Annotated in this window: 25 protein-coding genes and 1 tRNA gene; 18 read left to right on the forward strand and 8 right to left on the reverse strand. The window is 57.0% G+C overall.

Features of this window, described 5'->3' with window-relative positions; all coding sequences use genetic code 11:
- Positions 1–2: 2 nt before the first annotated feature.
- The 9 genes from RHM59_RS11990 (at position 3) to RHM59_RS12030 (ending at position 7,772) form a co-directional block, all read left to right on the forward strand.
- Entirely contained in the window at positions 3–953 is a 951-nt protein-coding gene (locus RHM59_RS11990) for a MerR family transcriptional regulator (protein WP_416194755.1), read from the forward strand.
- A 9-nt stretch (positions 954–962) separates the two neighbouring features.
- Positions 963–2,408 (forward strand): deoxyribodipyrimidine photo-lyase, encoded by a 1,446-nt coding sequence (gene phrB / locus RHM59_RS11995; RefSeq protein ID WP_322286618.1) that lies wholly within the window; start codon positions 963–965, stop codon positions 2,406–2,408.
- On the forward strand, positions 2,401–2,823 hold the full coding sequence (locus tag RHM59_RS12000; RefSeq protein WP_322167738.1) for a nuclear transport factor 2 family protein: 423 nt from the start codon (positions 2,401–2,403) through the stop codon (positions 2,821–2,823). The genes phrB and RHM59_RS12000 overlap by 8 nt, the downstream gene beginning before the upstream one ends.
- Entirely contained in the window at positions 2,820–3,611 is a 792-nt protein-coding gene (locus RHM59_RS12005; protein ID WP_322286619.1) for an SDR family NAD(P)-dependent oxidoreductase, read from the forward strand. The genes RHM59_RS12000 and RHM59_RS12005 overlap by 4 nt, the downstream gene beginning before the upstream one ends.
- Positions 3,608–4,855: an NAD(P)/FAD-dependent oxidoreductase gene (locus RHM59_RS12010; RefSeq protein WP_322286620.1), complete on the forward strand. Its 1,248-nt coding sequence runs from the start codon at positions 3,608–3,610 to the stop codon at positions 4,853–4,855. Before RHM59_RS12005 ends, RHM59_RS12010 begins: the two co-directional genes overlap by 4 nt.
- Entirely contained in the window at positions 4,852–5,649 is a 798-nt protein-coding gene (locus RHM59_RS12015) for a DUF1365 domain-containing protein (protein ID WP_322167735.1), read from the forward strand. The genes RHM59_RS12010 and RHM59_RS12015 overlap by 4 nt, the downstream gene beginning before the upstream one ends.
- On the forward strand, positions 5,639–6,901 hold the full coding sequence (locus RHM59_RS12020; RefSeq protein ID WP_322286621.1) for a cyclopropane-fatty-acyl-phospholipid synthase family protein: 1,263 nt from the start codon (positions 5,639–5,641) through the stop codon (positions 6,899–6,901). The genes RHM59_RS12015 and RHM59_RS12020 overlap by 11 nt, the downstream gene beginning before the upstream one ends.
- Positions 6,894–7,391: a DUF2878 domain-containing protein gene (locus tag RHM59_RS12025; RefSeq protein WP_322286622.1), complete on the forward strand. Its 498-nt coding sequence runs from the start codon at positions 6,894–6,896 to the stop codon at positions 7,389–7,391. Before RHM59_RS12020 ends, RHM59_RS12025 begins: the two co-directional genes overlap by 8 nt.
- A 66-nt stretch (positions 7,392–7,457) precedes the next feature.
- Positions 7,458–7,772 carry a YkgJ family cysteine cluster protein gene (locus tag RHM59_RS12030; RefSeq protein ID WP_322167732.1) on the forward strand — a complete coding sequence of 105 codons (315 nt, stop codon included), beginning with the start codon at positions 7,458–7,460 and terminating at the stop codon, positions 7,770–7,772.
- 76 nt (positions 7,773–7,848) lie between these two features.
- On the opposite strand, the gene RHM59_RS12035 is transcribed toward RHM59_RS12030, so the two are convergent.
- From RHM59_RS12035 to hemA, 6 genes are all read right to left on the reverse strand, one after another.
- Entirely contained in the window at positions 7,849–8,367 is a 519-nt protein-coding gene (locus RHM59_RS12035) for an acyloxyacyl hydrolase (RefSeq protein ID WP_322286623.1), read from the reverse strand.
- 114 nt (positions 8,368–8,481) lie between these two features.
- Entirely contained in the window at positions 8,482–9,282 is an 801-nt protein-coding gene (gene murI / locus RHM59_RS12040) for a glutamate racemase (protein ID WP_322286624.1), read from the reverse strand.
- On the reverse strand, positions 9,275–10,030 hold the full coding sequence (locus RHM59_RS12045) for a molybdopterin-synthase adenylyltransferase MoeB (RefSeq protein WP_322167729.1): 756 nt from the start codon (positions 10,028–10,030) through the stop codon (positions 9,275–9,277). The genes murI and RHM59_RS12045 overlap by 8 nt, the downstream gene beginning before the upstream one ends.
- On the reverse strand, positions 10,024–10,866 hold the full coding sequence (gene prmC, locus RHM59_RS12050) for a peptide chain release factor N(5)-glutamine methyltransferase (protein WP_322167728.1): 843 nt from the start codon (positions 10,864–10,866) through the stop codon (positions 10,024–10,026). Before prmC ends, RHM59_RS12045 begins: the two co-directional genes overlap by 7 nt.
- Positions 10,867–11,949, reverse strand: a complete 1,083-nt coding sequence (gene prfA / locus RHM59_RS12055; protein ID WP_322167727.1) for a peptide chain release factor 1 — start codon at positions 11,947–11,949, stop codon at positions 10,867–10,869. It abuts the gene before it with no gap.
- On the reverse strand, positions 11,946–13,223 hold the full coding sequence (gene hemA, locus RHM59_RS12060; protein WP_322167726.1) for a glutamyl-tRNA reductase: 1,278 nt from the start codon (positions 13,221–13,223) through the stop codon (positions 11,946–11,948). The genes prfA and hemA overlap by 4 nt, the downstream gene beginning before the upstream one ends.
- Before the next feature lie 228 nt (positions 13,224–13,451).
- Between hemA and RHM59_RS12065 the strand changes: the two genes are divergently transcribed.
- The 8 genes from RHM59_RS12065 (at position 13,452) to ychF (ending at position 20,362) form a co-directional block, all read left to right on the forward strand.
- Positions 13,452–15,179: a tetratricopeptide repeat protein gene (locus RHM59_RS12065; protein ID WP_322286625.1), complete on the forward strand. Its 1,728-nt coding sequence runs from the start codon at positions 13,452–13,454 to the stop codon at positions 15,177–15,179.
- A 4-nt stretch (positions 15,180–15,183) separates the two neighbouring features.
- A complete protein-coding gene (lolB, locus tag RHM59_RS12070) occupies positions 15,184–15,801 on the forward strand; it encodes a lipoprotein insertase outer membrane protein LolB (protein ID WP_322286626.1) in 618 nt (205 codons plus the stop codon).
- 2 nt (positions 15,802–15,803) lie between these two features.
- Positions 15,804–16,655, forward strand: a complete 852-nt coding sequence (ispE, locus tag RHM59_RS12075) for a 4-(cytidine 5'-diphospho)-2-C-methyl-D-erythritol kinase (protein ID WP_416194754.1) — start codon at positions 15,804–15,806, stop codon at positions 16,653–16,655.
- A 35-nt stretch (positions 16,656–16,690) separates the two neighbouring features.
- Positions 16,691–16,765: transfer RNA gene (locus RHM59_RS12080), tRNA-Gln, on the forward strand.
- Positions 16,766–16,811: 46 nt separating this feature from the next.
- Entirely contained in the window at positions 16,812–17,753 is a 942-nt protein-coding gene (locus RHM59_RS12085; RefSeq protein WP_297840316.1) for a ribose-phosphate pyrophosphokinase, read from the forward strand.
- Between the two features lie 137 nt (positions 17,754–17,890).
- Positions 17,891–18,490 (forward strand): 50S ribosomal protein L25/general stress protein Ctc, encoded by a 600-nt coding sequence (locus tag RHM59_RS12090; protein ID WP_322167723.1) that lies wholly within the window; start codon positions 17,891–17,893, stop codon positions 18,488–18,490.
- Between the two features lie 165 nt (positions 18,491–18,655).
- The gene (pth, locus tag RHM59_RS12095) at positions 18,656–19,240 is read left to right on the forward strand and encodes an aminoacyl-tRNA hydrolase (protein ID WP_322286627.1); all 585 of its coding nucleotides are present in this window, start codon (positions 18,656–18,658) and stop codon (positions 19,238–19,240) included.
- 21 nt (positions 19,241–19,261) lie between these two features.
- Positions 19,262–20,362 (forward strand): redox-regulated ATPase YchF, encoded by a 1,101-nt coding sequence (ychF, locus tag RHM59_RS12100; RefSeq protein WP_322286628.1) that lies wholly within the window; start codon positions 19,262–19,264, stop codon positions 20,360–20,362.
- Between the two features lie 78 nt (positions 20,363–20,440).
- On the opposite strand, the gene RHM59_RS12105 is transcribed toward ychF, so the two are convergent.
- Complete coding sequence (locus tag RHM59_RS12105) at positions 20,441–21,082, reverse strand: DUF1109 domain-containing protein (RefSeq protein WP_322167711.1); 642 nt, start codon at positions 21,080–21,082, stop codon at positions 20,441–20,443.
- Positions 21,079–21,651 (reverse strand): sigma-70 family RNA polymerase sigma factor, encoded by a 573-nt coding sequence (locus RHM59_RS12110; protein WP_322286629.1) that lies wholly within the window; start codon positions 21,649–21,651, stop codon positions 21,079–21,081. The genes RHM59_RS12105 and RHM59_RS12110 overlap by 4 nt, the downstream gene beginning before the upstream one ends.
- A gap of 251 nt (positions 21,652–21,902) precedes the next feature.
- Between RHM59_RS12110 and RHM59_RS12115 the strand changes: the two genes are divergently transcribed.
- Positions 21,903–22,172 (forward strand): DUF2282 domain-containing protein, encoded by a 270-nt coding sequence (locus tag RHM59_RS12115; protein WP_322167709.1) that lies wholly within the window; start codon positions 21,903–21,905, stop codon positions 22,170–22,172.
- Positions 22,173–22,205: the final 33 nt, after the last annotated feature.

Below are 22,205 nucleotides of genomic sequence, written 5' to 3' on the forward strand. Positions count from 1 at the left end.
CCATGAAAAAACTCACTGACGAGGCGCTCGACGCCCAGCCTGACTCGATGCGCGCCGATTACCTTTTGGCCTTGAAACAAGGCTGGCTGCCCATTCGCGAAGTCGCCCGGCAAACCGGGGTCAACGCCGTTACCCTGCGGGCGTGGGAACGGCGCTACGGGTTGGTGGTGCCACAACGCACGCCAAAGGGTCATCGTCTGTATTGCGCCGAGCACGTACAACGGATTTTGTTGATTCTCACTTGGCTCAATCGTGGGGTGTCAGTCAGTCAGGTCAAGCAACTGATTGATGCGCCGCAACCCATCACCAATGACCCGGCGAACGATTGGGACAATCTGCGTCAATCATTGCTGCTTGCCATCAGCCAGCTGGCTGAACGCAAAGTCGATGAAACCTTCAATCAGGCAATGGCGCTGTACCCGCCACGCACCCTGTGTGAACAGCTTCTATTGCCCTTGCTGGCGGAGCTGGAGCGCCGCTGGCAAGGCCAGTTCGGCGCACAACTGGAGCGGGTGTTTTTCTATTCCTGGCTGCGCAGCAAGCTCGGCGCACGGATCTACTACAACAATCGCCAACTGCAGGGCGCGCCTGTGTTGTTGGTCAATCAGTCGGACTTACCCCTGGAACCGCATCTGTGGCTGACCGCCTGGTTGGTCAGTAGCAGCGACTGCCCGGTAGAAGTGTTTGATTGGCCGCTGCCCATTGGTGAGCTGGCGTTGGCGGTGGAATACCTGCAAGCCAGGGGACTGCTGCTGTATTCCAGTAAAGCATTGAGCGTGAGCTTGCTGCCCAAACTCTTGGCCAACATTGCCTGCCCCAAGCTGATTGCCGGACCAACGGTATGCATCCATTCCACCGAGCTGTCCGTATCTATCACTGAGATCCACGGACTGACGCTTGCCGAAGATCCCCTTGCCGCCCAAACCGCGCTGCACGAACTCGGGCTTATTTAAGGAGTGACTATGCAACTGGTTTGGCTGCGCAGCGACCTGCGCCTACATGACAACACCGCATTGAGCGCTGCGATGGAGCGCGGCCCGACCATGGCTGTCTACCTGATCAGCGCCGAACAATGGCTCGCCCATGATGATGCGGCCTCCAAGGTCGATTTCTGGCTGCGCAATCTGTCGCAACTGAGTCATGCGCTAGGGGAAATAAACGTCCCACTGTTGATCCGCCACGCGGACACCTGGGATCAAGCGCCGGGCGTGCTGCTTAAGCTGTGCAACCAACACAACGTGAAAGCGCTGCACCTCAACGACGAATACGGCGTTAACGAGATGACCCGTGACCGGGCCGTTGGCGAAACCCTGCAAGATGCGGGCGTTCATTTTCACAACTATCTGGATCAACTGTTCTTCAAACCCGGAAGCGTGCTGACCAAGTCGGGTAATTATTTCCAGGTTTTTAGCCAATTCCGCAAAGTCTGTTATGCACGCCTGAACCTGTCCATTCCGCCGTTGGTTCAGCGCCCGACAGCTCAAGCGGGCCTGCCCATTTCCAGCGACCCGGTGCCGTCTACCGTGAATGGTTTCACGCCGCCGACTAAAACGGTGCGCGAGTTGTGGCCCGCAGGCGAAGAAGAAGCGCGCCGCCGGCTAGAAGCTTTCACCGACCAACAGATCAATTATTACGAAAGCGAACGCGACTTTCCGGCAAAACCCGGCACCAGCCAATTGTCGGCTTACCTCGCAGCAGGCGTCATTTCACCTCGCCAATGCCTGCATGCGGCACTGCGAAGCAATCATGGCGAATTCGACACCGGCAGCCCTGGTGCAGTTACCTGGATCAACGAGCTACTGTGGCGGGAGTTTTACAAACATATTCTGGTCGGCTACCCACGGGTTTCGCGGCACTGCGCGTTTCGCCCCGAGACCGATTCAGTGCAATGGCGTCACGCGCCTGCGGACTTAGCGGCCTGGCAAGAGGCGCGCACCGGCCTGCCAATCATCGACGCCGCCATGCGCCAACTGCTCGATACCGGCTGGATGCATAACCGTCTGCGGATGGTCGTTGCGATGTTTTTGACCAAAAACTTATTGATCGACTGGCGCTTGGGCGAACGGTTTTTCATGCAGCACCTGATCGACGGCGACTTGGCAGCCAACAACGGCGGCTGGCAGTGGAGCTCGTCGACCGGTACCGACTCCGCGCCGTACTTTCGGATTTTCAACCCGCTCAGTCAGTCGGAACGATTCGACGGCGAGGGACTATTTCTCAAGCAGTGGCTGCCCGAGTTAGCTGATCTCAACAAAAAAGAAGTTCACAACCCGTCCGCTACGGGCGGCCTGTTTGGCCTCGCCAGCTACCCCAAGCCCATCGTGGACTTGGCCCTCAGTCGCCGACGAGCGCTGGCCGCCTTCAAAAACCTACCCCACCGTCAGCCAGGGGGAACATTCCATGAGTGATTACCTACGCCGCTTCGCTCAGAGCTTTGCTGCGCTGGACAAGCATTCGCTGGACCAACTCGGCGAGCTTTACACCGATGACGTGGTGTTTACCGACCCACTGCACGAAGTCACTGGCCTTGGTAACGTTCGGCGCTACTTCGACGAGCTGTACGGCAACGTCAGCCAACTGCGCTTCGAGTTTTACGCATTCGATCAGGTGCGTGAAGGCAAAGGTTACCTGCGCTGGACCATGAGCTTTCGTCATCCACGGCTAAACGCTGGGCACCTGATCCACGTCGAGGGTTGCTCTCATTTGTTATGGAAAGACAAGGTCTATCAGCACCGCGACTTCTTTGATGCGGGCGCCATGCTTTACGAACACGTGCCAATCATGGGCCGAGCCATATCCTGGTTGAAGAGGAGAGTTGCATGACGCCCAATCCAAACGGTCGCAGAATTTGGCTGACTGGCGCCAGCAGTGGCATCGGTCTGGCGCTGGCAGAAGAGTTGCTCAAGGCCGGCCATCGCCTTGCGTTGACCGCACGCTCCCTTGGGCCACTGGAAACGCTGGATCAACGCTACCCCCAGCAAGTCCTGCTGGCACCGGGCGACCTCACTGACAGCGAGCAAATCAAACAGATTGGTGAGCGCATCGCTCAAGTCTGGGGTGCACTGGACACCGCAATTTTGAATGCTGGTACCTGCGAATACGTCGACACCGACACCTTCGATGCGGCCATGATCGAGCGGGTGGTGCGGACCAATCTAATCGCCAGCAGTTATTGCGTTCAGGCAGCATTGCCGTTGCTGCGCCGGGGGAAAAAACCGCACTTGGTGGCCGTCGCCAGCTCGGTGACCTATTTGCCCCTGACCCGAGCAGAAGCCTATGGCGCCTCTAAAGCCGGTCTGCGTTATCTGTTCGAAGCGTTGCGCATCGACCTGGCCCATGAAGGCATTGACGTCACCATTGTCAGCCCTGGTTTCGTCGACACGCCGCTGACGGCCAACAACGATTTTCCGATGCCGATGCGCTGGCCGGTGGACAAAGCCGCCCGGCACATTGCCGAGCGTTTGCAGCGCCCCAATCGTCCGTTGGAAATAGCCTTCCCTGCCGCCTTTATTCTGAGCCTGCGACTGATGGCGATGCTGCCCAAACGTCTGCAACTTGCGGTCGGCAAACGCATGGTTCGCCCGCCGAGCACGGAAAAGGTCATCCCATGAAAATTGCAATCGTTGGTAGTGGCATCTCCGGGTTGACCGCCGCGTATCTGCTCAACCGGCGCAACGACATCAGTGTATTTGAAGCCGCTGATTGGGTGGGTGGTCACACGCACACAGTGGACGTCACCGTAGACGGCGCGCAGCATGCCATCGATACCGGTTTTATCGTCTTCAACGACTGGACTTACCCTAATTTCATTCGATTGCTGAGCACGTTGGGCGTCCCTTTCAAAGCAACAGAGATGAGCTTCTCGGTCTGCGACCCACGCTCCGGCGTCGAGTACAACGGTAATTCGCTGAACAGCTTGTTCGCCCAGCGCAGCAACCTTTGCTCACCCTCGTTTTGGCTGATGTTGCGCGACATCTTGCGCTTCAATCGCGAGGCGCTGAATGACCTCCACATGCAGCGCATCGCCGCCGACACCACCTTGGGCGCTTACCTGAAAAGCGGCGGCTACGGCCAACGGTTTACCGAGCACTACATCGTGCCCATGGGCGCGGCGATCTGGTCGATGTCCCTCGCGGACATGCTGAGCTTCCCCCTACAGTTCTTTGTGCGTTTCTTCAAAAACCACGGCTTGCTCTCGGTGAACCATCGGCCGCAATGGTGTGTGGTCGAAGGCGGCTCCAGCCGCTATATCGAACCGTTGATCGCGTCGTTCCGAGACAAAATCCGCCTGAACTGCCCTGTGCATCGGGTCGAGCGCGATGAGCAAGGTGTAGTGATTCACAGCGCAGCTGGCAGTGAGCGCTTCGATAAAGTCGTGTTTGCCTGTCACAGCGACCAAGCCTTGCAGATGCTGGCGAAACCGAGAGCAGTCGAGCAGGAAATCCTGGGCGCCCTGCTCTATGCCGACAACGATGTGGTGCTGCATACCGACATCCAGTTATTGCCGAAACGTCCCTTGGCCTGGGCCAGTTGGAACTATCGCCTCGGCGGTGAAGAACAGCATTTGGCGGCCGTGACCTACGACATGAACATCCTGCAAGGGCTGAAGTCCGACACCCGCTTTTGCGTCAGTCTGAACCAGACGGCGGCCATCGACCCGAGCAAAATCCTCGCCCGCTACCGCTATTCCCATCCGCAATACAGCCTGACGGCCGTCGCGGCTCAAGCACGTTGGGAAGAACTGTTTGGCGCGCAGCACACCTATTATTGCGGCGCTTATTGGGCCAACGGTTTTCATGAAGACGGCGTTGTCAGTGGCTTGCGGGTGGCTCAGGCATTTGGGGAACTGCTGTGAACAGCGCCCTTTACAGTGGCTGGATCGCTCATCGGCGGTTCTCGCCAAAAGCCCATGACTTTCGGTACCGGATTGGCCTGTTGTATCTGGACCTGGCAGAACAAGACGGAGTACTCGCGCTGTCGCCGTTGGCCGGTAGCAGCCGATTTGCGCCGTTTTCATTTCGACAAACTGATTATTTGAAGACCTACACCGGGCGCGGCGTGCCGCTGATCGACGCTGTGCGCGAGCTGGTGGGCGCAGCGTTAGGCCATACCCCGCTGGGTAAAATCTGTCTGTTAACCCAAGCCCGCAGTTGGGGCCTGTCGTTCAACCCGGTGAGTTTTTTTTACTGCCATGAGGGCGACGGGCAACTGGCAGCCATTGTGTGCGAAGTCACCAATACCCCGTGGGGCGAGCATTACCACTACGTGTTACCCGCCGACGGCGATGGGCATCAGCACTTCGCAGTGGCCAAGGCGTTTCACGTTTCGCCGTTTCTGCCTCGGGATCTGGAGTACCGCATGAGCTTCAGCCCCCCGGCTGAAAAACTGGGTGTGCACATGGCTGACTGGCAAGGCGAACTCAAGGTGTTCGACGCGACGCTCAACCTGCAACGCCGAGCCCTGAACCGCGCCAGCCTGCACCGTTATTTGCTCGAATTCCCTTGGATGACGGCCAAGACCTGTCTGGCGATTTATTGGCAAGCGTTACGTTTGCTCATAAAACGAATGCCGATTTTTTCCCATCAGGCTGCTGACGCTGCCTTTCGTATTGCCGCCGCGCAACCCAAGGATCCTCGCCATGAAAAGTAGCAGCATAACGGCTAATTTCAGCACCAACAGCCTGACGGCGAGCCTCCTCCGGCGCGGCGTCTTGCGTCAACTTGCACGGCTGCAACGCGGGCAATTAGTGGTCACTGAAGGCAATGATCGCTACGTCTTCGGCGCAGTCGGTGCGCTGCTGCAAGGGCAAATCACGGTGGTTGATCCCGCCACCTGGGGCATGGTCGCCAGCAACGGCTCGATTGGTGCGGGGGAAGCGTTTATCCATGGCTATTGGACGACTCCGGACCTGACCGCCGTCATTCGCGTGTTAGTCAGCAACCTGGAAGTGCTCGATGCAATGGAAGGAGGCCTGGCCAAACTGAGTCGACCGTTCATTCACGGTTTGCATTGGCTTAATCGCAACACCCGCAAAGGCTCGCAAAAAAACATCGCGGCGCACTACGATCTTGGCAACGAGCTGTTCGAGCAGTTTCTCGACCCGACCATGATGTACTCCGCCGCGCAGTTCCTTAGCGCCGATGACACCCTGGAGCAGGCCCAGTTGAACAAGCTGGAGCGGATCTGCCAGAAGCTCGCGCTCAAACCGTCGGATCATTTACTGGAAATTGGCACGGGCTGGGGCAGCATGGCGATTTACGCTGCGCAGCACTACGGTTGCCGGGTGACCACCACCACGCTGTCAAAAGAACAATTCGCCCACACCGAAAGACGCCTCCTGGAGCTCGGGCTGCAAGATCGAGTGACGCTGCTGCTGGAGGATTACCGCGACCTCACGGGTGAATACGACAAGCTGGTGTCCATCGAAATGATCGAGGCCGTCGGTCACCAGTTTTTACCGACCTATTTCAAACAGTGCGCGCAACTGCTCAAGAGCAACGGATTAATGCTGATCCAAGCCATCACGATTCGCGAGCAACGTTACGAACAAGCAAAAAAAACCGTCGACTTTATCCAACGCTATATCTTTCCGGGCGGCGCCCTGCCCTCTGTACAGCGGATGCTGGAGGTGGTGGGTCGCGACACCGACATGAACCTGATGCACATGGAAGACTTCGGCTTGCATTACGCGCGGACGCTGCGGATGTGGCACGAGAACTTTCGTCATGCCCACGGCTATTTGATGGAACTGGGTTACGACGATTATTTCCTGCGGCTGTGGGAGTTTTACCTGTGCTACTGCGAAGGCGGCTTTCTCGAACGCACCATCGGCACTGCGCAATTGCTGCTAGCCAAGCCCAACGCCATGCCGCAACCACTGCTGGGCCGCTTCGATGCCTAAACGCTTAGCCAACGCGCTGCTGTTCCAAATCGGTTGGTTTGCCTGCGTACTGGGCGCAGACAGTCTTTGGCTGTTGCTGGCAGGGGGCGCGCTGGCGGTGCATCTGCTGTGGATAAGTTCGTGGCGGGCGGAAGGTCCGTTGATACTCGGCGTGGCGCTGATCGGCACATTAATCGACAGCCTGCTGCTGAAAGCCGGTGTATTCAGTTTTGCCACTGACGGGCCGTTGATTCCCCCCTGGCTGATGGTGCTATGGGCTGTTTTGGCAATCACACTCAACCACTGCCTGAATTGGACCGCCAAACCTTGGTGGCGCGCCAGTGTCCTAGGCGCTATCGGCGGGCCGATGTCGTATTACGCCGGCTCACAGATGGCCGGCGTTGAACTGCCGCTGGGGCTTTGGCCAAGCATGTTGTTGCTGGGGGTTATCTGGGCGGTGTTGTTTCCGCTTTTGCAGAAGTTGGCAAAAATCTGTAAGCATCGAGTCTGACTATAGAGGAGGTGTTTTGTCGCGGCGGTCACACGAGTGCTGCGCAACGGCATACACTGCGCGCCTATGACAACCACTAACATCCCACTGACTCAAATCCCAACAGAACCGGCCATCACGTGCTCGACCTGTGCGGCTTGCTGCTGCCAACTGGAAGTGATGCTGATCACCGACACTGGTGTGCCTGACCGTTACATCGATAACGACGATTGGGGTGGCGAGGTCATGTTGCGCCTGGATGACGGTTGGTGCGCAGCCCTGGATCGCAACACCATGCTGTGCACCATCTACGAAAAGCGCCCACTGATTTGCCGCGAATTCGAGGCCGGGGCCGATGATTGCCTGAACGAACGCCGCGGAATAGCCACAGCGTATCGGTAAGTATTTCGACCTGCCTCCCACCCCTGTAGAGCCAATTCTGTGCAGGGGTGGGGTTATTTCCCGCCATCGTTCAAACCTAGAACGGCACCGTGTAGTGCAGCGCGTAACTTTCTACACCGCCGTTCGGCTCTTTGATACCGCCGTTGGAATAATGTGTCGCGCGAATGCCCACTTCATTGCCACCGGCGAAACGCAAACCAAACCCGACGCGGTCTTCGAACAAAAACGCGGTACTCAGCTTCTGATCTTCTATGCGGGTACTGGAGAAAACCGCCACGCCAATACCGGCTTCCAGATACGGTTTAATGCTTGCCGAACCGAACTCATAAACAAATACCGGCGAGAACGACAGGCTGTTATTACCCGAAGTCTTGTCCCCGGTCCAGTAGGTATAAGCACCGTTCCAATACCCCGTCAGGCGCCCGACGTCGGACTGGAACCAGCTTTTGTCCCAATCAAACTGCACGCCCAGTCGGTATGTCTGCGTCGACTCCCCCGTCTCTCCGACTGACAATTCAAGACCCGCGGCTTGAGCAATAACACTTTGCCCCATTAATGCGGCCGCAATCGCAGCCAAACAAAACAGTCGCTTCATCAGAAACACCCTATTTGCATAACGTTTCAGGAATTTTTTTAATACACAGACTTTTTATAGAAATCCCGGCGCACGCTTAAGTTCCAGCTCAACTCCGCGCCCTTGACACATTTTTTACATTGCGAAGAATCGCACATCGCCAGATTTATTCCATAGCAATGGCAATATGTTTCTAAACAACTCAGGAGAGGCGCTGGTCCAGAAGTGAGTTTCTTGAGCGGGGCCTTGCGCCAATAAGTTGCGCTGACCAAGCAAACGTTGAAGCTGACGCGCTACAGCGCCGCCGGTGTCGATCAAACTGATGGACTCCGGGATCATTTCGCGCAGCAGCGGCTTGAGGAAGGGATAGTGCGTACAACCGAGAATAATAGTGTCACACCCCGCAGCCAATAAGGGCTCGACGTAACTGCGTAGCAAGTTGCGGATGGTCGGACTGACCAGATCGCCGATTTCGATCAACTCGACCAAGCCCGGACACGGCTGGGTAATCACTTGCACATCGATGGCAAATCGGTCGAGCAATGCGGCGAATTTAGCGCTCTGTAGCGTGCCGGTGGTCGCTAATACACCGACCACACCGCTTCGGGTTGCCGCCGCAGCCGGTTTGACGGCGGGCTCCATGCCAACGATGGGCCAGTCCGGATAACGCTGGCGCAGGTCGGCGACACCGGCCACCGTGGCGGTATTGCACGCCAAGACCAACGCTTTGGCGCCTTGTTCATGGAAAAAATCAGCCATGACCACACAGCGTTGCCGAATGAATTCCGGGGTTTTCTCGCCGTAGGGAATGTGACCGCAATCGGCCACGTACAGCAGCGATTCATTGGGCAACAGGCTGCGTATCTCACCTAATACCGACAAACCACCCACCCCGGAATCGAAAACCCCTATGGGTGCTTCAGGCGTTTTAGTCATGCGCGGAGCCACAGACACTGCACGCCGGATCGCGCTTGACCCTGAGTTCACGAAAACGACTGGTCAAGGCATCAATCAACAACAAGCGCCCCACCATGGGTTCACCGAAACCAGCCAGCAATTTCAACGCTTCCAGCGCTTGCAAGCTGCCGACCAACCCCACCAAAGGGCCAATGACACCGGCTTCGCTGCACGTCAGTTCGTCTTCGTTGCCGTGGCCATAAAGGCAGTGGTAGCACGGGCTTTCGGCGCGCCGCGGATCGAACACCGACAGTTGGCCTTCCAGGCGAATCGCCGCACCGCTCACCAGTGGTTTACGGGCCGCGACGCTGGCCGCGTTCACCGCTTCGCGAGTGCCAAAGTTGTCGGAGCAATCGAGCACCAGATCCACTGACGCAACCACAGCCGCCAAGGTGTCAGCGTCCAATGCGCTGCGATGAGCGATCAGTTTCACTTCGGGGTTGATGGCGGTGAGCCGCTCGATGGCTGAATCGACTTTGCTCATCCCGACGCTGTGACTGTCGTGGATGATCTGCCGCTGCAAATTGGTCAGGTCCACGGTGTCGAAGTCAGCCAAATGCAGCTCGCCGACCCCGGCCGCCGCCAGATACAACGCCACCGGCGACCCAAGGCCACCGAGGCCGACAATGAGTGCGCGGCTGTTTTTGAGGCGTAATTGGCCGTCGATATCAACGTGCTGCAACAGGATCTGTCGGCTGTAACGCAACAGTTCCGCGTCAGTCAGCATGGACGACGGCCAAGGGTGATGCGTTCGTGAGCGCCCAAATCCATGCGACTGTGAATACGTTCAAACCCTTCGCTGGCCATCAGGTCGCGTACGGCAGCGGCCTGATCGTAACCATGCTCCAGCAGCAACCAACCACCCGCTTCGAGGTGTTGCGGCGCCTGCGCAATGATCAGCCGTATGTCATCTAGGCCGTCAACGCCGGCCACCAGCGCACTGCTCGGCTCAAACCGCACATCGCCTGCTGACAGGTGCGGATCGGCGGCCGCGATATAAGGCGGGTTACTAATGATCAGATCGAAACGCCGTTCTTGGAGGGCGCTGAACCAATGGCTGTTCAAGACGGTGGCGTTGTCCAGGTGCAACCGATGACGATTGCGCTCCGCCAAGGCCACCGCTTCAGGCACACGGTCCACGGCCGTCACAACCCAGGCCGAGCGCTCATTTGCCAGCGCCAAGGCAATTGCGCCGGTGCCGGTTCCGAGGTCAAGCACTGTCACCGGCGCCAATGTCGGCGTGGTCGCATGCAGTTCCAGCGCCGCCTCGACCAACAGCTCAGTGTCGGGCCGTGGAATCAGCGTGTGCGGCGCAACTTCAAGGTCGAGTTTCCAGAAACCCTGCTGACCCAGAATATAAGCTACGGGCTCACCGGTTCGTCGCCGCTCCAGGTAGGACGCAAACATCAGCGCCGCTTCGGTGCTGACGATGCGTTCAGGCCAGGTGTGCAAGAAGCTCCGAGGCTTCCCCAACGCTGCGGCCAACAATAACTCCACGTCCAGACGCGCAGTCGGCGAATCCGGTAGCTCGGCGGCTCTTAACAAGCTGGCGATAATCGTCATTTATTCACCCAATGCCGCAAGTTGATCGGCCTGATACTCAGCTAATAGCGGCTCTATCACTGCATCGACCCCGCCCGCCAAAACTTCATCAAGAGAATACAGCGTCAAGTTGACACGGTGGTCCGTGACCCGACCCTGCGGGAAGTTATAGGTGCGAATTCGTTCGGATCGATCGCCGGAACCCACTAACAGTTTACGCTCGCTGGCGATGGCATTGGCAGCCGCGCTGGTTTGCTGATCATTGAGTTTCGCTGACAGCCATGACATCGCCCGTGCACGGTTCTTGTGCTGGGAACGCTCTTCCTGGCACTCGACCACAATACCGGTCGGCAAGTGGGTAATGCGCACAGCGGAGTCGGTTTTGTTGACGTGCTGGCCGCCTGCGCCAGAGGATTTGTACGTATCCACCCGCAGGTCGGAAGAATTGATCTCGATCACCTGCTGTTCGTCGGGCTCGGGCAATACCGCCACGGTGCAGGCAGACGTATGGATTCGACCCTGGGATTCGGTCTCGGGAACCCGTTGAACCCGGTGCGCGCCAGACTCGAATTTCAGTTTGCCGTAAACGTTTTCGCCTTCTACACGAGCAATGACTTCTTTGAAGCCGCCATGCTCGCCGATGTTTTCAGAGAGAATTTCCACTCGCCAGCCGCGACGCTCGGCGTACCGCGAGTACATGCGGAACAAATCGCCAGAAAATATCGCGGCTTCATCACCACCGGTTCCGGCGCGAATTTCCAGGAATACGTTACGGCCGTCGTTGGGATCTTTAGGCAGCAACATGCGCTGTAGCTGACCTTCGAGGTCAAGCAACTGGGCCTTTGCGTCGCGAACTTCTTCACCGGCCATTTCACGCATGTCCGGGTCACTGTCCTTGAGCAACGCCTGTGCCCCTTCCATGTCGCCCACTACTTTGAGCAATTGGTTGTAGGTCGTGACGATCGGCTCGACTTCAGCGTATTCGCGGGAATAGGCGCGGAATTTGTTTTGCTCGGAAATGACCTCAGCATCGCCTAGCAGTGCGGTCAATTCCTCATAACGGTCATTGAGGATGTCCAGCTTATTGAGCAGTGAAGCTTTCATTGCGGGGGTTTATCCGTCGAGCCCTCACCGAGGGCAAAAAGTTCCTGGGCCATGGCCAGCGCGTCGAGGCGGCCTTCGGCTGTCAGCTTTTTCAGTTGCACACTGGGGGCGTGCATCAGTTTATTCGTCAGGCCACGCGCCAACTGCATCAGCACATCTTCTGCGCTGCTGCCGTTGGCCAACATCCGTTGAGCTTTGAGCAGTTCGTCGTCACGCAGACGCTCGCTTTGCTGGCGGTAGGCCTTGAGCACATCCACTGCCGCCAATTCGCGCAAGCGCAGCATAAATTCGTTGGCACCGATGGTCACCAGTTCTTCAGCCGCTTGCGCAGCGCCTTGGCGACTCTTCAGGTTTTCAGCGACCACTTCGTGCAGGTCATCGACGCTATAAAGGTAAACGTCGTCCAACTCGCCGACTTCGGGCTCGATATCCCGAGGAACGGCGATATCCACCATGAAAATCGGTTTGTGCTTACGCAGCTTCAAGGCGCTCTCCACCGCGCCCTTACCGAGAATCGGCAACTGGCTGGCGGTGGAACTGATAACGATGTCACTGTTGACCAACTCAGCGGGAATGTCCGAGAGCAATACCGCATGCGCGCCGAACTCGGCGGCCAGGATACTGGCGCGCTCCAGCGTGCGGTTGGCCACGACAATACGCTTCACGCCCAGCTCATGCAGATGCCGGGCGACCAGCGTAATGGTTTCACCGGCACCAATCAGCAACGCCTGACTGCGCTGCAAGTCGCTGAAAATCTGTTTCGCCAGGCTCACCGCCGCAAACGCCACCGACACCGGGTTTTCACCGATGGCGGTGTCGGTACGCACCTGTTTCGCAGCATTGAACGTGGCCTGAAACAATCGACCGAGCAGCGGGCCAACGGTCCCCGCTTCCCGTGCAACGGCGTAGGCGGACTTCATTTGGCCGAGAATCTGTGGCTCGCCCAATACCAGCGAATCAAGCCCCGAGGCGACCCGCATCATGTGACGAACTGCCGCATCATCTTCGTGCACATAAGCACTGGCGCGCAGCTCTTCCAGGCTCAGATGGTGGTAATCGGCCAGCCAACGCAGAATTGAGTCGGCAGCAATGTTGTCATGCTCTATGTAAAGCTCGCTGCGATTGCAGGTCGAAAGGATCGCAGCTTCTCGGCTGTCGGTGAGACGGCAGAGCTGCTGCAACGCCTCTATCAACAGCTCAGGCGTAAATGCCACGCGCTCGCGGACATCGACTGAGGCAGTCTTATGGTTAATACCAAGTGCAAGGAAGGCCATTCAAGGTCGCTGATGGTGACGTGAAGCCGGCAATTGTCCTACTTCGCCTGATTCAGAACAACCACCGCAGACTATTGTCCTAATAGGACTGCTCACTTGATGCCGGTAATCTGGGGTGTTTTCACCCATGACAATCGCACGCTGAGTAGTTTTCGCACGGGCTGTGGGTTTGCTCCAAGGCTTGTGTCATGATGATCTGACCGCAGGTAAGTCGTCCTTCCCCTATATATGAATAGATCCTCCGCGTTATTTCTCGCCTTTGTCTTTTTGAACGGCTGCCAGGCTCTGGCTCCCGTTTCCCCGGATGCCACCGCGCCGGCCGTAGACACGACACCCGCGCCTGCCGCCAAACCGCAGGTTTATAGCTCGTTCTCTCAAGAGACGGTTGTCAGCCTGTTGGCGGCGGAGCTAGCTGGCCAGCGCAATCGCTTCGACATTGCCCTGGACAACTACGTCACCCAAGCGGTTATTACCCAGGACCCGGGGGTTTCCGAGCGAGCCTTCCGGATTGCCGAGTACTTGGGCGCCGATCAGGCCGCGCTTGATACCTCGTTGATTTGGGCGAAAGACGACCCGACCAACCTTGAAGCTCAGCGCGCCGCAGCGATTCAACTGGCCCGTGCCGGTCGCTACGACGAATCCATGGCGTACATGGAAAAAGTGCTCCAGGGTAAAGGCGATACGCATTTTGATTTTCTGGCCCTGTCTGCGGCAGAAACCGATGCCGATACGCGCGCCGGCCTGCTGAAAAGCTTTGATCGCCTACTCAAGAAATACCCGAAAAACGGTCAGTTGATTTTCGGCAAAGCATTGCTCCTTCAGCAAAACGGCGATGCCCAGCAGGCCTTGACGTTGCTGGAAGACAACCCACCGACAGACGGTGAGGTTGCACCTATCCTACTGCGCGCGCGCATTCTTCAAGGGATGGACCGTGGCAAAGAAGCCCTGCCAATCCTGCAAAAAAACATCAAGAAATACCCCGACGACAAACGTCTGCGCCTAACGTACGCACGGATGTTGGTCGAGCAAAACCGTATGGAAGACGCCAAGGTGGAGTTTTCCAGCCTGGTCCAGCAATTCCCGGACGACGATGAGTTGCGTTACTCGCTGGCGCTGGTGTGCCTTGAGGCCAAAGCCTGGGACGAAGCTGTCGGTTATCTCGATGATCTGATCACTCGCGGCAGCCACGTTGATTCGGCGCACCTGAACCTCGGTCGCGTGGACGAAGAACGCAACGACCCCGACAAAGCCCTGGTCGAATATGCCCAAGTCGGTCCCGGCAACGACTACTTGGCCGCTCAGTTACGTCAGGCCGATATCTTGATGAGTCACGGTCGCACGGCCGAAGCCTCCAAGTTGCTGGCCTCGGCCCGGGATACTCAGCCCGATTACGCGATTCAGCTGTATTTGATCGAAGCCGAGACGCTGGAGAACAACAAGCAGCTCGACCAGTCAGCCCATGTGCTAGAGCTGGCGCTTAAACAATACCCTGACGACCTGAACCTGCTCTACACCCGCGCCATGCTGGCGGAAAAACGCAACGATCTGGCGCAGATGGAAACCGACCTTCGCGCCATTCTCAAGCGTGAACCGGACAACGCCATGGCACTGAACGCATTGGGCTACACGCTTTCAGACCGCACAACGCGCTATGCCGAAGCCAAAGAGTTGATCGAACGCGCTCATCACCTAAACCCGGAAGACCCGGCTGTCCTCGACAGCCTGGGTTGGGTGAATTATCGCCTGGGAAACCTCGACGAAGCCGAGCGCCTACTGCGTCAAGCACTAGAGCGCTTCCCCGACCATGAAGTCGCGGCTCACTTGGGCGAAGTTCTGTGGGCCAAAGGCAATCAACGCGAAGCCCGTAAAGTCTGGGGCAAGGCCCTTGAACAACAACCTGACAGCCCAATTCTGCGCAGCACTCTGCGGCGCCTGACCGGATCCGAGACTCTTTAATTTTATGTTTTTGCGCCACGTTATCGTTTTCAGCTTGATCACCCTGCTCGCCGGCTGCGCCGGTTTTACTAACCGCGAAGCCGTACAAGGCCAGGGCAACCCTGCGCAATGGCGCGAGCATAAAGTACAACTGAGCAGCCTCGACGGCTGGCAAATCAGCGGCAAGGTCGGCATTCGAGCCCCTAAAGACTCGGGCAGCGGCACCTTGTTCTGGTTGCAACGCCAGGACTACTACGACATTCGCCTTTCCGGCCCTCTGGGACGCGGCGCAGCACGCCTGACTGGCCGTCCTGGCGCCGTAGCGCTGGAAGTTGCCAATCAGGGCCGCTTCGAAGCCTCCAACCCCGAAGACCTGTTGCAAGCGCAACTGGGCTGGAAGTTACCGGTCTCGCATCTGGTCTGGTGGGTGCGCGGCCTCCCCGCCCCCGACAGCAAAAGCAAATTGACGCTGGACGGTGACAGCCGCCTCGCCAGCCTTGAACAAGATGGCTGGCAAGTCGAATACCTGAGCTATTCGCAACAGAACGGCTACTGGCTACCCGAACGCATCAAGCTTCACGGCCAAGACCTTGACGTCACGCTAGTGATCAAGGACTGGCAGCCACGCAAATTGGGGCAGTGAGCATGATTCCTGACCGCCTGACGCTGCCTGCACCGGCCAAACTCAACTTGATGCTGCATATTCTCGGGCGACGTGCTGACGGCTATCACGAGCTGCAGACGTTGTTTCAGTTCCTCGATTATGGCGACGAACTCAGTTTTGCCGTGCGCGATGACGGCGAAATTTGTCTGCAGACCGACATTCCTAACGTCCCCCACGACGGTAATCTGATTGTCAAGGCCGCCCGCGCACTGCAAAAACAGTCCGGCAGCAACCTCGGCGTAGACATCTGGCTGGAAAAACGTTTGCCCATGGGCGGAGGAATCGGTGGCGGAAGCTCCGATGCAGCGACGACGCTGCTGGGCCTCAATCACCTTTGGAAACTTGGCTGGGACGAAGATCGCCTGGCCGCTTTAGGCCTGACATTGGGCGCAGACGTCCCGGTTTTCGTGCGCGGACACGCGGCTTTTGCCGAAGGCGTCGGAGAAATATTGACCCCTGTAGACCCCGAAGAACCGTGGTATCTGGTGCTTGTGCCGCAAGTATCTGTAAGTACAGCAGAAATTTTTTCCGATCCGCTGTTGACACGTGACACTCCTCCAATTAAAGTGCGCCCCGTTCTTGAGGGAAACAGTCGAAATGACTGTCAACCGGTTGTAGAGAGGCGTTACCCAGCTGTTCGTAACGCTTTGAATTTGTTAGGCAAATATGTCGACGCAAAATTAACCGGAACTGGAAGTTGTGTGTTTGGGGCCTTCCCAAACAAAGCTGAAGCTGATAAAGTCTCGGCCCTTCTAACAGAGACCCTTACAGGGTTTGTAGCAAAGGGAAGCAACGTTTCGATGTTGCATCGCAAGCTGCAAGAGCTGTTCTAAGAACTGAGTGCTGGGCACTCAGATGCATCAATTACAGGGGCGTCGCCAAGCGGTAAGGCAGCAGGTTTTGATCCTGCCATGCGTTGGTTCGAATCCAGCCGCCCCTGCCATTTTCTATACTCATCCAGGTATACCCTCAGCCGGCAGGTAGTGCGCGTGTCCAAGATGATGGTCTTTACGGGGAACGCCAACCCCGATCTAGCTCGACGTGTAGTACGTCAGCTACATATCCCACTAGGTGATATCTCTGTCGGTAAGTTCTCCGATGGCGAAATCAGCGCTGAGATTAACGAAAACGTTCGCGGTAAAGACGTCTTCATTATCCAGCCGACTTGTGCCCCAACGAACGATAACCTGATGGAACTGGTAGTGATGGCTGACGCCTTCCGCCGCTCTTCGGCTTCTCGTATCACTGCGGTAATCCCATACTTTGGTTATGCCCGTCAGGATCGCCGTCCGCGTTCCGCACGTGTAGCTATCAGCGCGAAAGTTGTGGCTGACATGCTTACCGTGGTCGGGATCGATCGTGTTCTCACGGTTGATCTGCATGCTGACCAGATTCAGGGTTTCTTCGATATTCCGGTAGATAACATCTACGGCTCCCCGGTATTGGTGGATGACATTGAAGACCAACGCTTCGAAAACCTGATGATCGTATCCCCGGATATTGGCGGCGTCGTGCGTGCACGTGCTGTTGCCAAATCTCTGGGCGTCGACCTCGGGATCATCGACAAGCGCCGTGAGAAAGCTAATCACTCTGAAGTGATGCATATCATCGGTGATGTTGAAGGGCGTACCTGTATTCTGGTCGATGACATGGTCGATACCGCCGGCACTTTGTGCCACGCGGCCAAGGCCCTGAAAGAGCATGGCGCTTCCAAAGTCTTTGCCTACTGCACGCACCCTGTGCTGTCGGGCCGGGCTATCGAGAACATTGAAAATTCCATGCTGGACGAACTGGTGGTAACTAATACCATCCCGTTGTCCGCTGCTGCACAAGCCTGTTCACGTATCCGTCAATTGGATATTGCACCGGTAGTCGCCGAAGCGGTTCGCCGCATCAGCAACGAAGAATCGATCAGCGCGATGTTCCGCTAAGGGCTCTGCCCTACGCTGCATCTCGTTGTCGAAAAGCGCCCCGCCCCAACCTATTGTTGGGGCGGGGCTTTTTTGCCCATATCGCCTGAGCGCCGGTCGCAAACGCTGGGCGAATGTGGTTATTTTGGAGAAACACCATGAATGAATTTACTTTAAATGCTGAACTGCGTTCCGACCTGGGGAAAGGTGCGAGCCGCCGCCTACGTCGTCTCGCGAGCCTGGTTCCAGCTGTAGTTTACGGTGGCGAAAACGCCCCGGAATCCATCAGCATGACCGCCAAAGACGTAGCCAAACTGCTCGAAAACGAAGCTGCTTTCAGCCACGTTATCGAACTGAATGTTGCTGGCACCAAGCAGAACGTCGTTATCAAGGCACTGCAACGTCACCCAGCTAAAGGCCACGTGCTGCACGCTGACTTCGTACGTGTAATTGCTGGTCAGAAACTGATCGCTCACGTACCGGTGCACTTCATCAATCAAGAAGCGCCAATCAAGAAAGGCGGCGAAATCTCGCACGTTATTTCTGAAGTTGAAGTGACTTGCTTGCCGAAAGATCTGCCTGAGTTCATCGAAGTCGACTTGGCTAACGCCGAAGTTGGTTCGATCGTTCACTTGTCAGACCTGAAAGCACCAAAAGGTGTTGAGTTTGTTGCTCTCGTGCACGGTAACGACTTGGCTGTAGCCAACGTTCACGCACCACGCGTAGCACCTACTGAAGAAGCACCTGCAGCCGAGTAATTCATTACTTGGTAACGTCGGAGTTGCTCAGGAAGCATCGCGAGCGATAGCCAGGCAAAGCGGGTGAGGTCGCGGAGTTTGCATCATGGTAAATGAGCTTATTTCGCCCGCTGTTGCCGCTGTCTATAGCGGTGTTATCTACAACTCCAAGGAAGAGCCCCTGTCGTGACTGCCATACAACTGATCGTTGGCCTGGGAAATCCAGGCGCCGAATACGAACAGACCCGGCATAACGCAGGGGCTTTTTTTGTTGAGCGTATTGCTGCGGCTCAAGGCGTCAACCTATTGCCTGAGCGCAAATTTTTTGGCCTGACCGGGCGTTTTAGTCATCTGGGTCAGGATGTTCGCCTGCTGATTCCCACCACGTTCATGAACCGCAGCGGTCAATCCGTCGCGGCGCTTGCTGGCTTCTATCGCATCCCGGTAGACGCCATACTGGTGGCTCACGACGAACTTGATCTGCCACCCGGCGTTGCCAAGCTTAAGCAAGGCGGCGGCCATGGCGGTCATAACGGGTTGCGCGACATCATCGCTCAGCTCGGCAATCAGAATACATTTCACCGCCTGCGGCTTGGCATTGGCCACCCGGGCGATGCCAGTAAGGTCTCTGGTTTTGTTCTGGGTCGAGCGCCTCGCGCCGAACAGGAAAAACTGGACGCCAGTATCGATTTTGCCCTCGGCGTGCTGCCGGATATCTTCGCCGGTGAATGGAACCGTGCGATGAAAAACCTGCACAGCCAGAAGGCTTGACTAACTCCGAGGGGAAACACCATGGGATTCAATTGCGGCATCGTCGGCCTACCTAACGTCGGCAAGTCCACCCTGTTCAACGCCCTGACCAAATCCGGTATTGCGGCAGAGAACTTTCCCTTCTGCACCATCGAGCCGAACACCGGCATCGTGGCGATGCCTGACACGCGTCTTGATGCCTTGGCCGTCATCGTCAAACCGAAGCGCATTCTGCCAACCACCATGGAGTTCGTCGACATCGCCGGCCTCGTGGCGGGCGCTTCGAAAGGTGAAGGCTTGGGCAACAAGTTCCTCGCCAACATCCGCGAAACCGATGCCATCGCTCACGTGGTCCGCTGCTTCGAAGACGAGAACGTGATTCACGTTTCCAACAGCGTCGACCCGAAACGCGACATCGAGATCATTGATCTGGAATTGATCTTCGCCGACCTCGACAGCTGCGAAAAGCAATTGCAGAAAGTCGCGCGCAACGCCAAAGGCGGTGACAAGGACGCGGTCATTCAAAAAGGTCTGCTGGAACAACTCATCTCTCACTTCACTGAAGGCAAGCCCGCGCGCAGTCTGATGAAGAACATGAGCACCGATGAGAAGACCGCCATTCGCGGCTTCCACCTGCTGACCACCAAGCCCGTCATGTACATCGCCAACGTCGCCGAAGACGGCTTCGAAAACAACCCGCTGCTGGACGTGGTTCGCGCCATCGCCGAAGCAGAAGGCGCGATCGTGGTACCGGTCTGCAACAAGATCGAAGCAGAAATTGCCGAGCTGGATGACGGCGAAGAAAAAGACATGTTCCTCGAAGCCCTGGGCCTCGAAGAGCCGGGTCTAAACCGGGTAATCCGCGCCGGCTACGAGATGCTGCACCTGCAGACCTACTTCACCGCAGGCGTTGAAGAAGTCCGTGCCTGGACCGTTCGCGTCGGCGCCACCGGCCCTCAAGCCGCAGGCGTGATCCACACCGACTTCGAAAAAGGCTTCATCCGCGCAGAAGTCATCGCCTATGACGATTTCATTCAATACAAAGGCGAAGCCGGTGCTAAAGAAGCCGGTAAATGGCGTTTGGAAGGCAAGGAATACATTGTCAAAGACGGCGACGTGATGCACTTCCGCTTTAACGTCTGACAAATTCCGTGGAATTCCACGGCGCTTGGCGAACCTAAAAAACCCCCGTAATCGCTTGCCGATACGGGTTTTTTTTTGTTACCAGCGAAGCCAGCGCGGCCCGAGTAACGCGCCGATAGCTGCCGGGACCAACATGCCCAGCAAATACCAGGCACCCCAAAATGGAACTTCCATTTCTGGGCAATGCAAACAATAGGCAAGCGTAGCCATCGCACCGGCCAGCAATCCGCCACAGGCACCTGCCAATGCCAGGCGCGTGGGCGCGGACCCGCGTAGGGCCCAGAAAACCGCAATGAAGCCCGGAATCGACAGCAGGGTAATGTTCAACGCGCACACCCGCCATGTCTTGCCAAGGACAATTTCGACACGCTCACCGGGCGCAGCAGTCAGGAGAACATAGAGGGTGCCGACCCACACCGCTGCAACCGCCGCAACGATCAGGCGTTGTCCCGAGCCAGCCGTAATCCCAGGTCTTGCCAGCCGCACCACGGTACTTAGCGCACCGATCATCAGGCACAAAGGAAACGCTATCTTCGCCCAGAAGACTGGCGTTGCCGACACCTCAGCCAGATCAGGGCGAATACCCAGCTTCATCGCCACCAGCAAAGTAGCCGCCGCTAAACCGACCAATACAGCGACGCCGAAGCGTTTGGCCAGCGTATTCCGGTCGACTGGGGTAATGCCCGAGGCGAGCATGGTAATAAAATCATCAGTTTTCATCGTGCACCTATAATCCTCGCCGCCAGCGCCTTGAGCCCGCGATGTATGCCTACCTTTACGGCGGACTCCGACAAACCTGTCATCTGTGCGGTTTCAGTCACCGACAACCCTTCAAGCTTCACATGCACGATGGGTAGACGCTGACGCTCAGGCAGTTGCTCCAGCAACTTGCTCAGATCGCGACTGGCCTGCGCGGGCTCAAGCTCGGGCTCGGCAAATAGCTCGGACACATCGTCGAGACAATCGTTGAACACCTCACGGCGTGACCGGCTTCGAAAAAAATCGGTGAGCTTGTAGCGCGCAATAGCAAAAACCCACGCTGTCAGAGGCTGATCGTCTCGGTACGTATGGCGCCCATTGTGAACAGCGAGCAAAACCTCTTGCAGCAAATCCTCGACTTCATCAGGTTGTCGTTGAAGTTTCGCTCGCAAAAAGCCACGTAAATGACCGCTTAACTCAGACAGGAATACGCGATAAGCCCGTTCGTCTCCGTTTAAACCGGCGAGAAACACGCTTTGGAGATGGAGCTCCCGGCTGCGCAACGTATTGTTATCTGTAGTTCGTTCCATCGTCCGCCCTGGTTACACGAAGGGTAAATATATTTCATACCTGCATAACGGCAATGCCAGTAACGGGCAGCGGATCATGCTTGCGTTGAACGGCGTAAGGCAATCAGCGGATTTATTTTCACGCACCTGAGAATTTTTTTGCGATTGCTGTAACCGGATATGAACAGTCAGCGAACTACCTTTCGGATCGCAAGCACAGCGCACTTTCGCACTGACACGACGACCGCTCATTATTGTCCGGAGAAATAACCATGAACACCCTGAAACTTGCCGCCCTCGCCGTTGCTTTCTCTTCCTTCGCAGCCGGTGCTATGGCCGCAGAGACCCCTGCTGCTGGCGCCATGGAAAAATGCTACGGCGTCTCGATGGCCGGTCATAACGATTGCAAAGCCGGTGCAGGCACTACCTGTGCAGGCACCGCCAAAATGGATTACCAGGCCAACTCTTGGAAAAACGTTCCAGCGGGTACGTGCACGTCCATCAAGACCCCAAAAGGCATGGGCACTCTGACACCTATGTAACTTCTGCACCACGGGGCACACGCCAATCATGAA

This window comes from Pseudomonas sp. MH10, assembly GCF_034353045.1.
Lineage (GTDB): Bacteria > Pseudomonadota > Gammaproteobacteria > Pseudomonadales > Pseudomonadaceae > Aquipseudomonas.

Excerpts from the sequence above, each read along its gene's own strand:
- RHM59_RS11990 (WP_416194755.1), top strand. The coding sequence starts at position 3 with ATGAAAAAACTCACTGACGAGGCGCTCGACGCCCAGCCTGACTCGATG.
- phrB (WP_322286618.1), top strand. The coding sequence starts at position 963 with ATGCAACTGGTTTGGCTGCGCAGCGACCTGCGCCTACATGACAACACC.
- RHM59_RS12000 (WP_322167738.1), top strand. The coding sequence starts at position 2,401 with ATGAGTGATTACCTACGCCGCTTCGCTCAGAGCTTTGCTGCGCTGGAC.
- RHM59_RS12005 (WP_322286619.1), top strand. The coding sequence starts at position 2,820 with ATGACGCCCAATCCAAACGGTCGCAGAATTTGGCTGACTGGCGCCAGC.
- RHM59_RS12010 (WP_322286620.1), top strand. The coding sequence starts at position 3,608 with ATGAAAATTGCAATCGTTGGTAGTGGCATCTCCGGGTTGACCGCCGCG.
- RHM59_RS12020 (WP_322286621.1), top strand. The coding sequence starts at position 5,639 with ATGAAAAGTAGCAGCATAACGGCTAATTTCAGCACCAACAGCCTGACG.
- RHM59_RS12025 (WP_322286622.1), top strand. The coding sequence starts at position 6,894 with ATGCCTAAACGCTTAGCCAACGCGCTGCTGTTCCAAATCGGTTGGTTT.
- RHM59_RS12030 (WP_322167732.1), top strand. The coding sequence starts at position 7,458 with ATGACAACCACTAACATCCCACTGACTCAAATCCCAACAGAACCGGCC.
- RHM59_RS12035 (WP_322286623.1), bottom strand. The coding sequence starts at position 8,367 with ATGAAGCGACTGTTTTGTTTGGCTGCGATTGCGGCCGCATTAATGGGG.
- murI (WP_322286624.1), bottom strand. The coding sequence starts at position 9,282 with ATGACTAAAACGCCTGAAGCACCCATAGGGGTTTTCGATTCCGGGGTG.
- RHM59_RS12045 (WP_322167729.1), bottom strand. The coding sequence starts at position 10,030 with ATGCTGACTGACGCGGAACTGTTGCGTTACAGCCGACAGATCCTGTTG.
- prmC (WP_322167728.1), bottom strand. The coding sequence starts at position 10,866 with ATGACGATTATCGCCAGCTTGTTAAGAGCCGCCGAGCTACCGGATTCG.
- prfA (WP_322167727.1), bottom strand. The coding sequence starts at position 11,949 with ATGAAAGCTTCACTGCTCAATAAGCTGGACATCCTCAATGACCGTTAT.
- hemA (WP_322167726.1), bottom strand. The coding sequence starts at position 13,223 with ATGGCCTTCCTTGCACTTGGTATTAACCATAAGACTGCCTCAGTCGAT.
- RHM59_RS12065 (WP_322286625.1), top strand. The coding sequence starts at position 13,452 with ATGAATAGATCCTCCGCGTTATTTCTCGCCTTTGTCTTTTTGAACGGC.
- lolB (WP_322286626.1), top strand. The coding sequence starts at position 15,184 with ATGTTTTTGCGCCACGTTATCGTTTTCAGCTTGATCACCCTGCTCGCC.
- ispE (WP_416194754.1), top strand. The coding sequence starts at position 15,804 with ATGATTCCTGACCGCCTGACGCTGCCTGCACCGGCCAAACTCAACTTG.
- RHM59_RS12090 (WP_322167723.1), top strand. The coding sequence starts at position 17,891 with ATGAATGAATTTACTTTAAATGCTGAACTGCGTTCCGACCTGGGGAAA.
- ychF (WP_322286628.1), top strand. The coding sequence starts at position 19,262 with ATGGGATTCAATTGCGGCATCGTCGGCCTACCTAACGTCGGCAAGTCC.
- RHM59_RS12105 (WP_322167711.1), bottom strand. The coding sequence starts at position 21,082 with ATGAAAACTGATGATTTTATTACCATGCTCGCCTCGGGCATTACCCCA.
- RHM59_RS12110 (WP_322286629.1), bottom strand. The coding sequence starts at position 21,651 with ATGGAACGAACTACAGATAACAATACGTTGCGCAGCCGGGAGCTCCAT.
- RHM59_RS12115 (WP_322167709.1), top strand. The coding sequence starts at position 21,903 with ATGAACACCCTGAAACTTGCCGCCCTCGCCGTTGCTTTCTCTTCCTTC.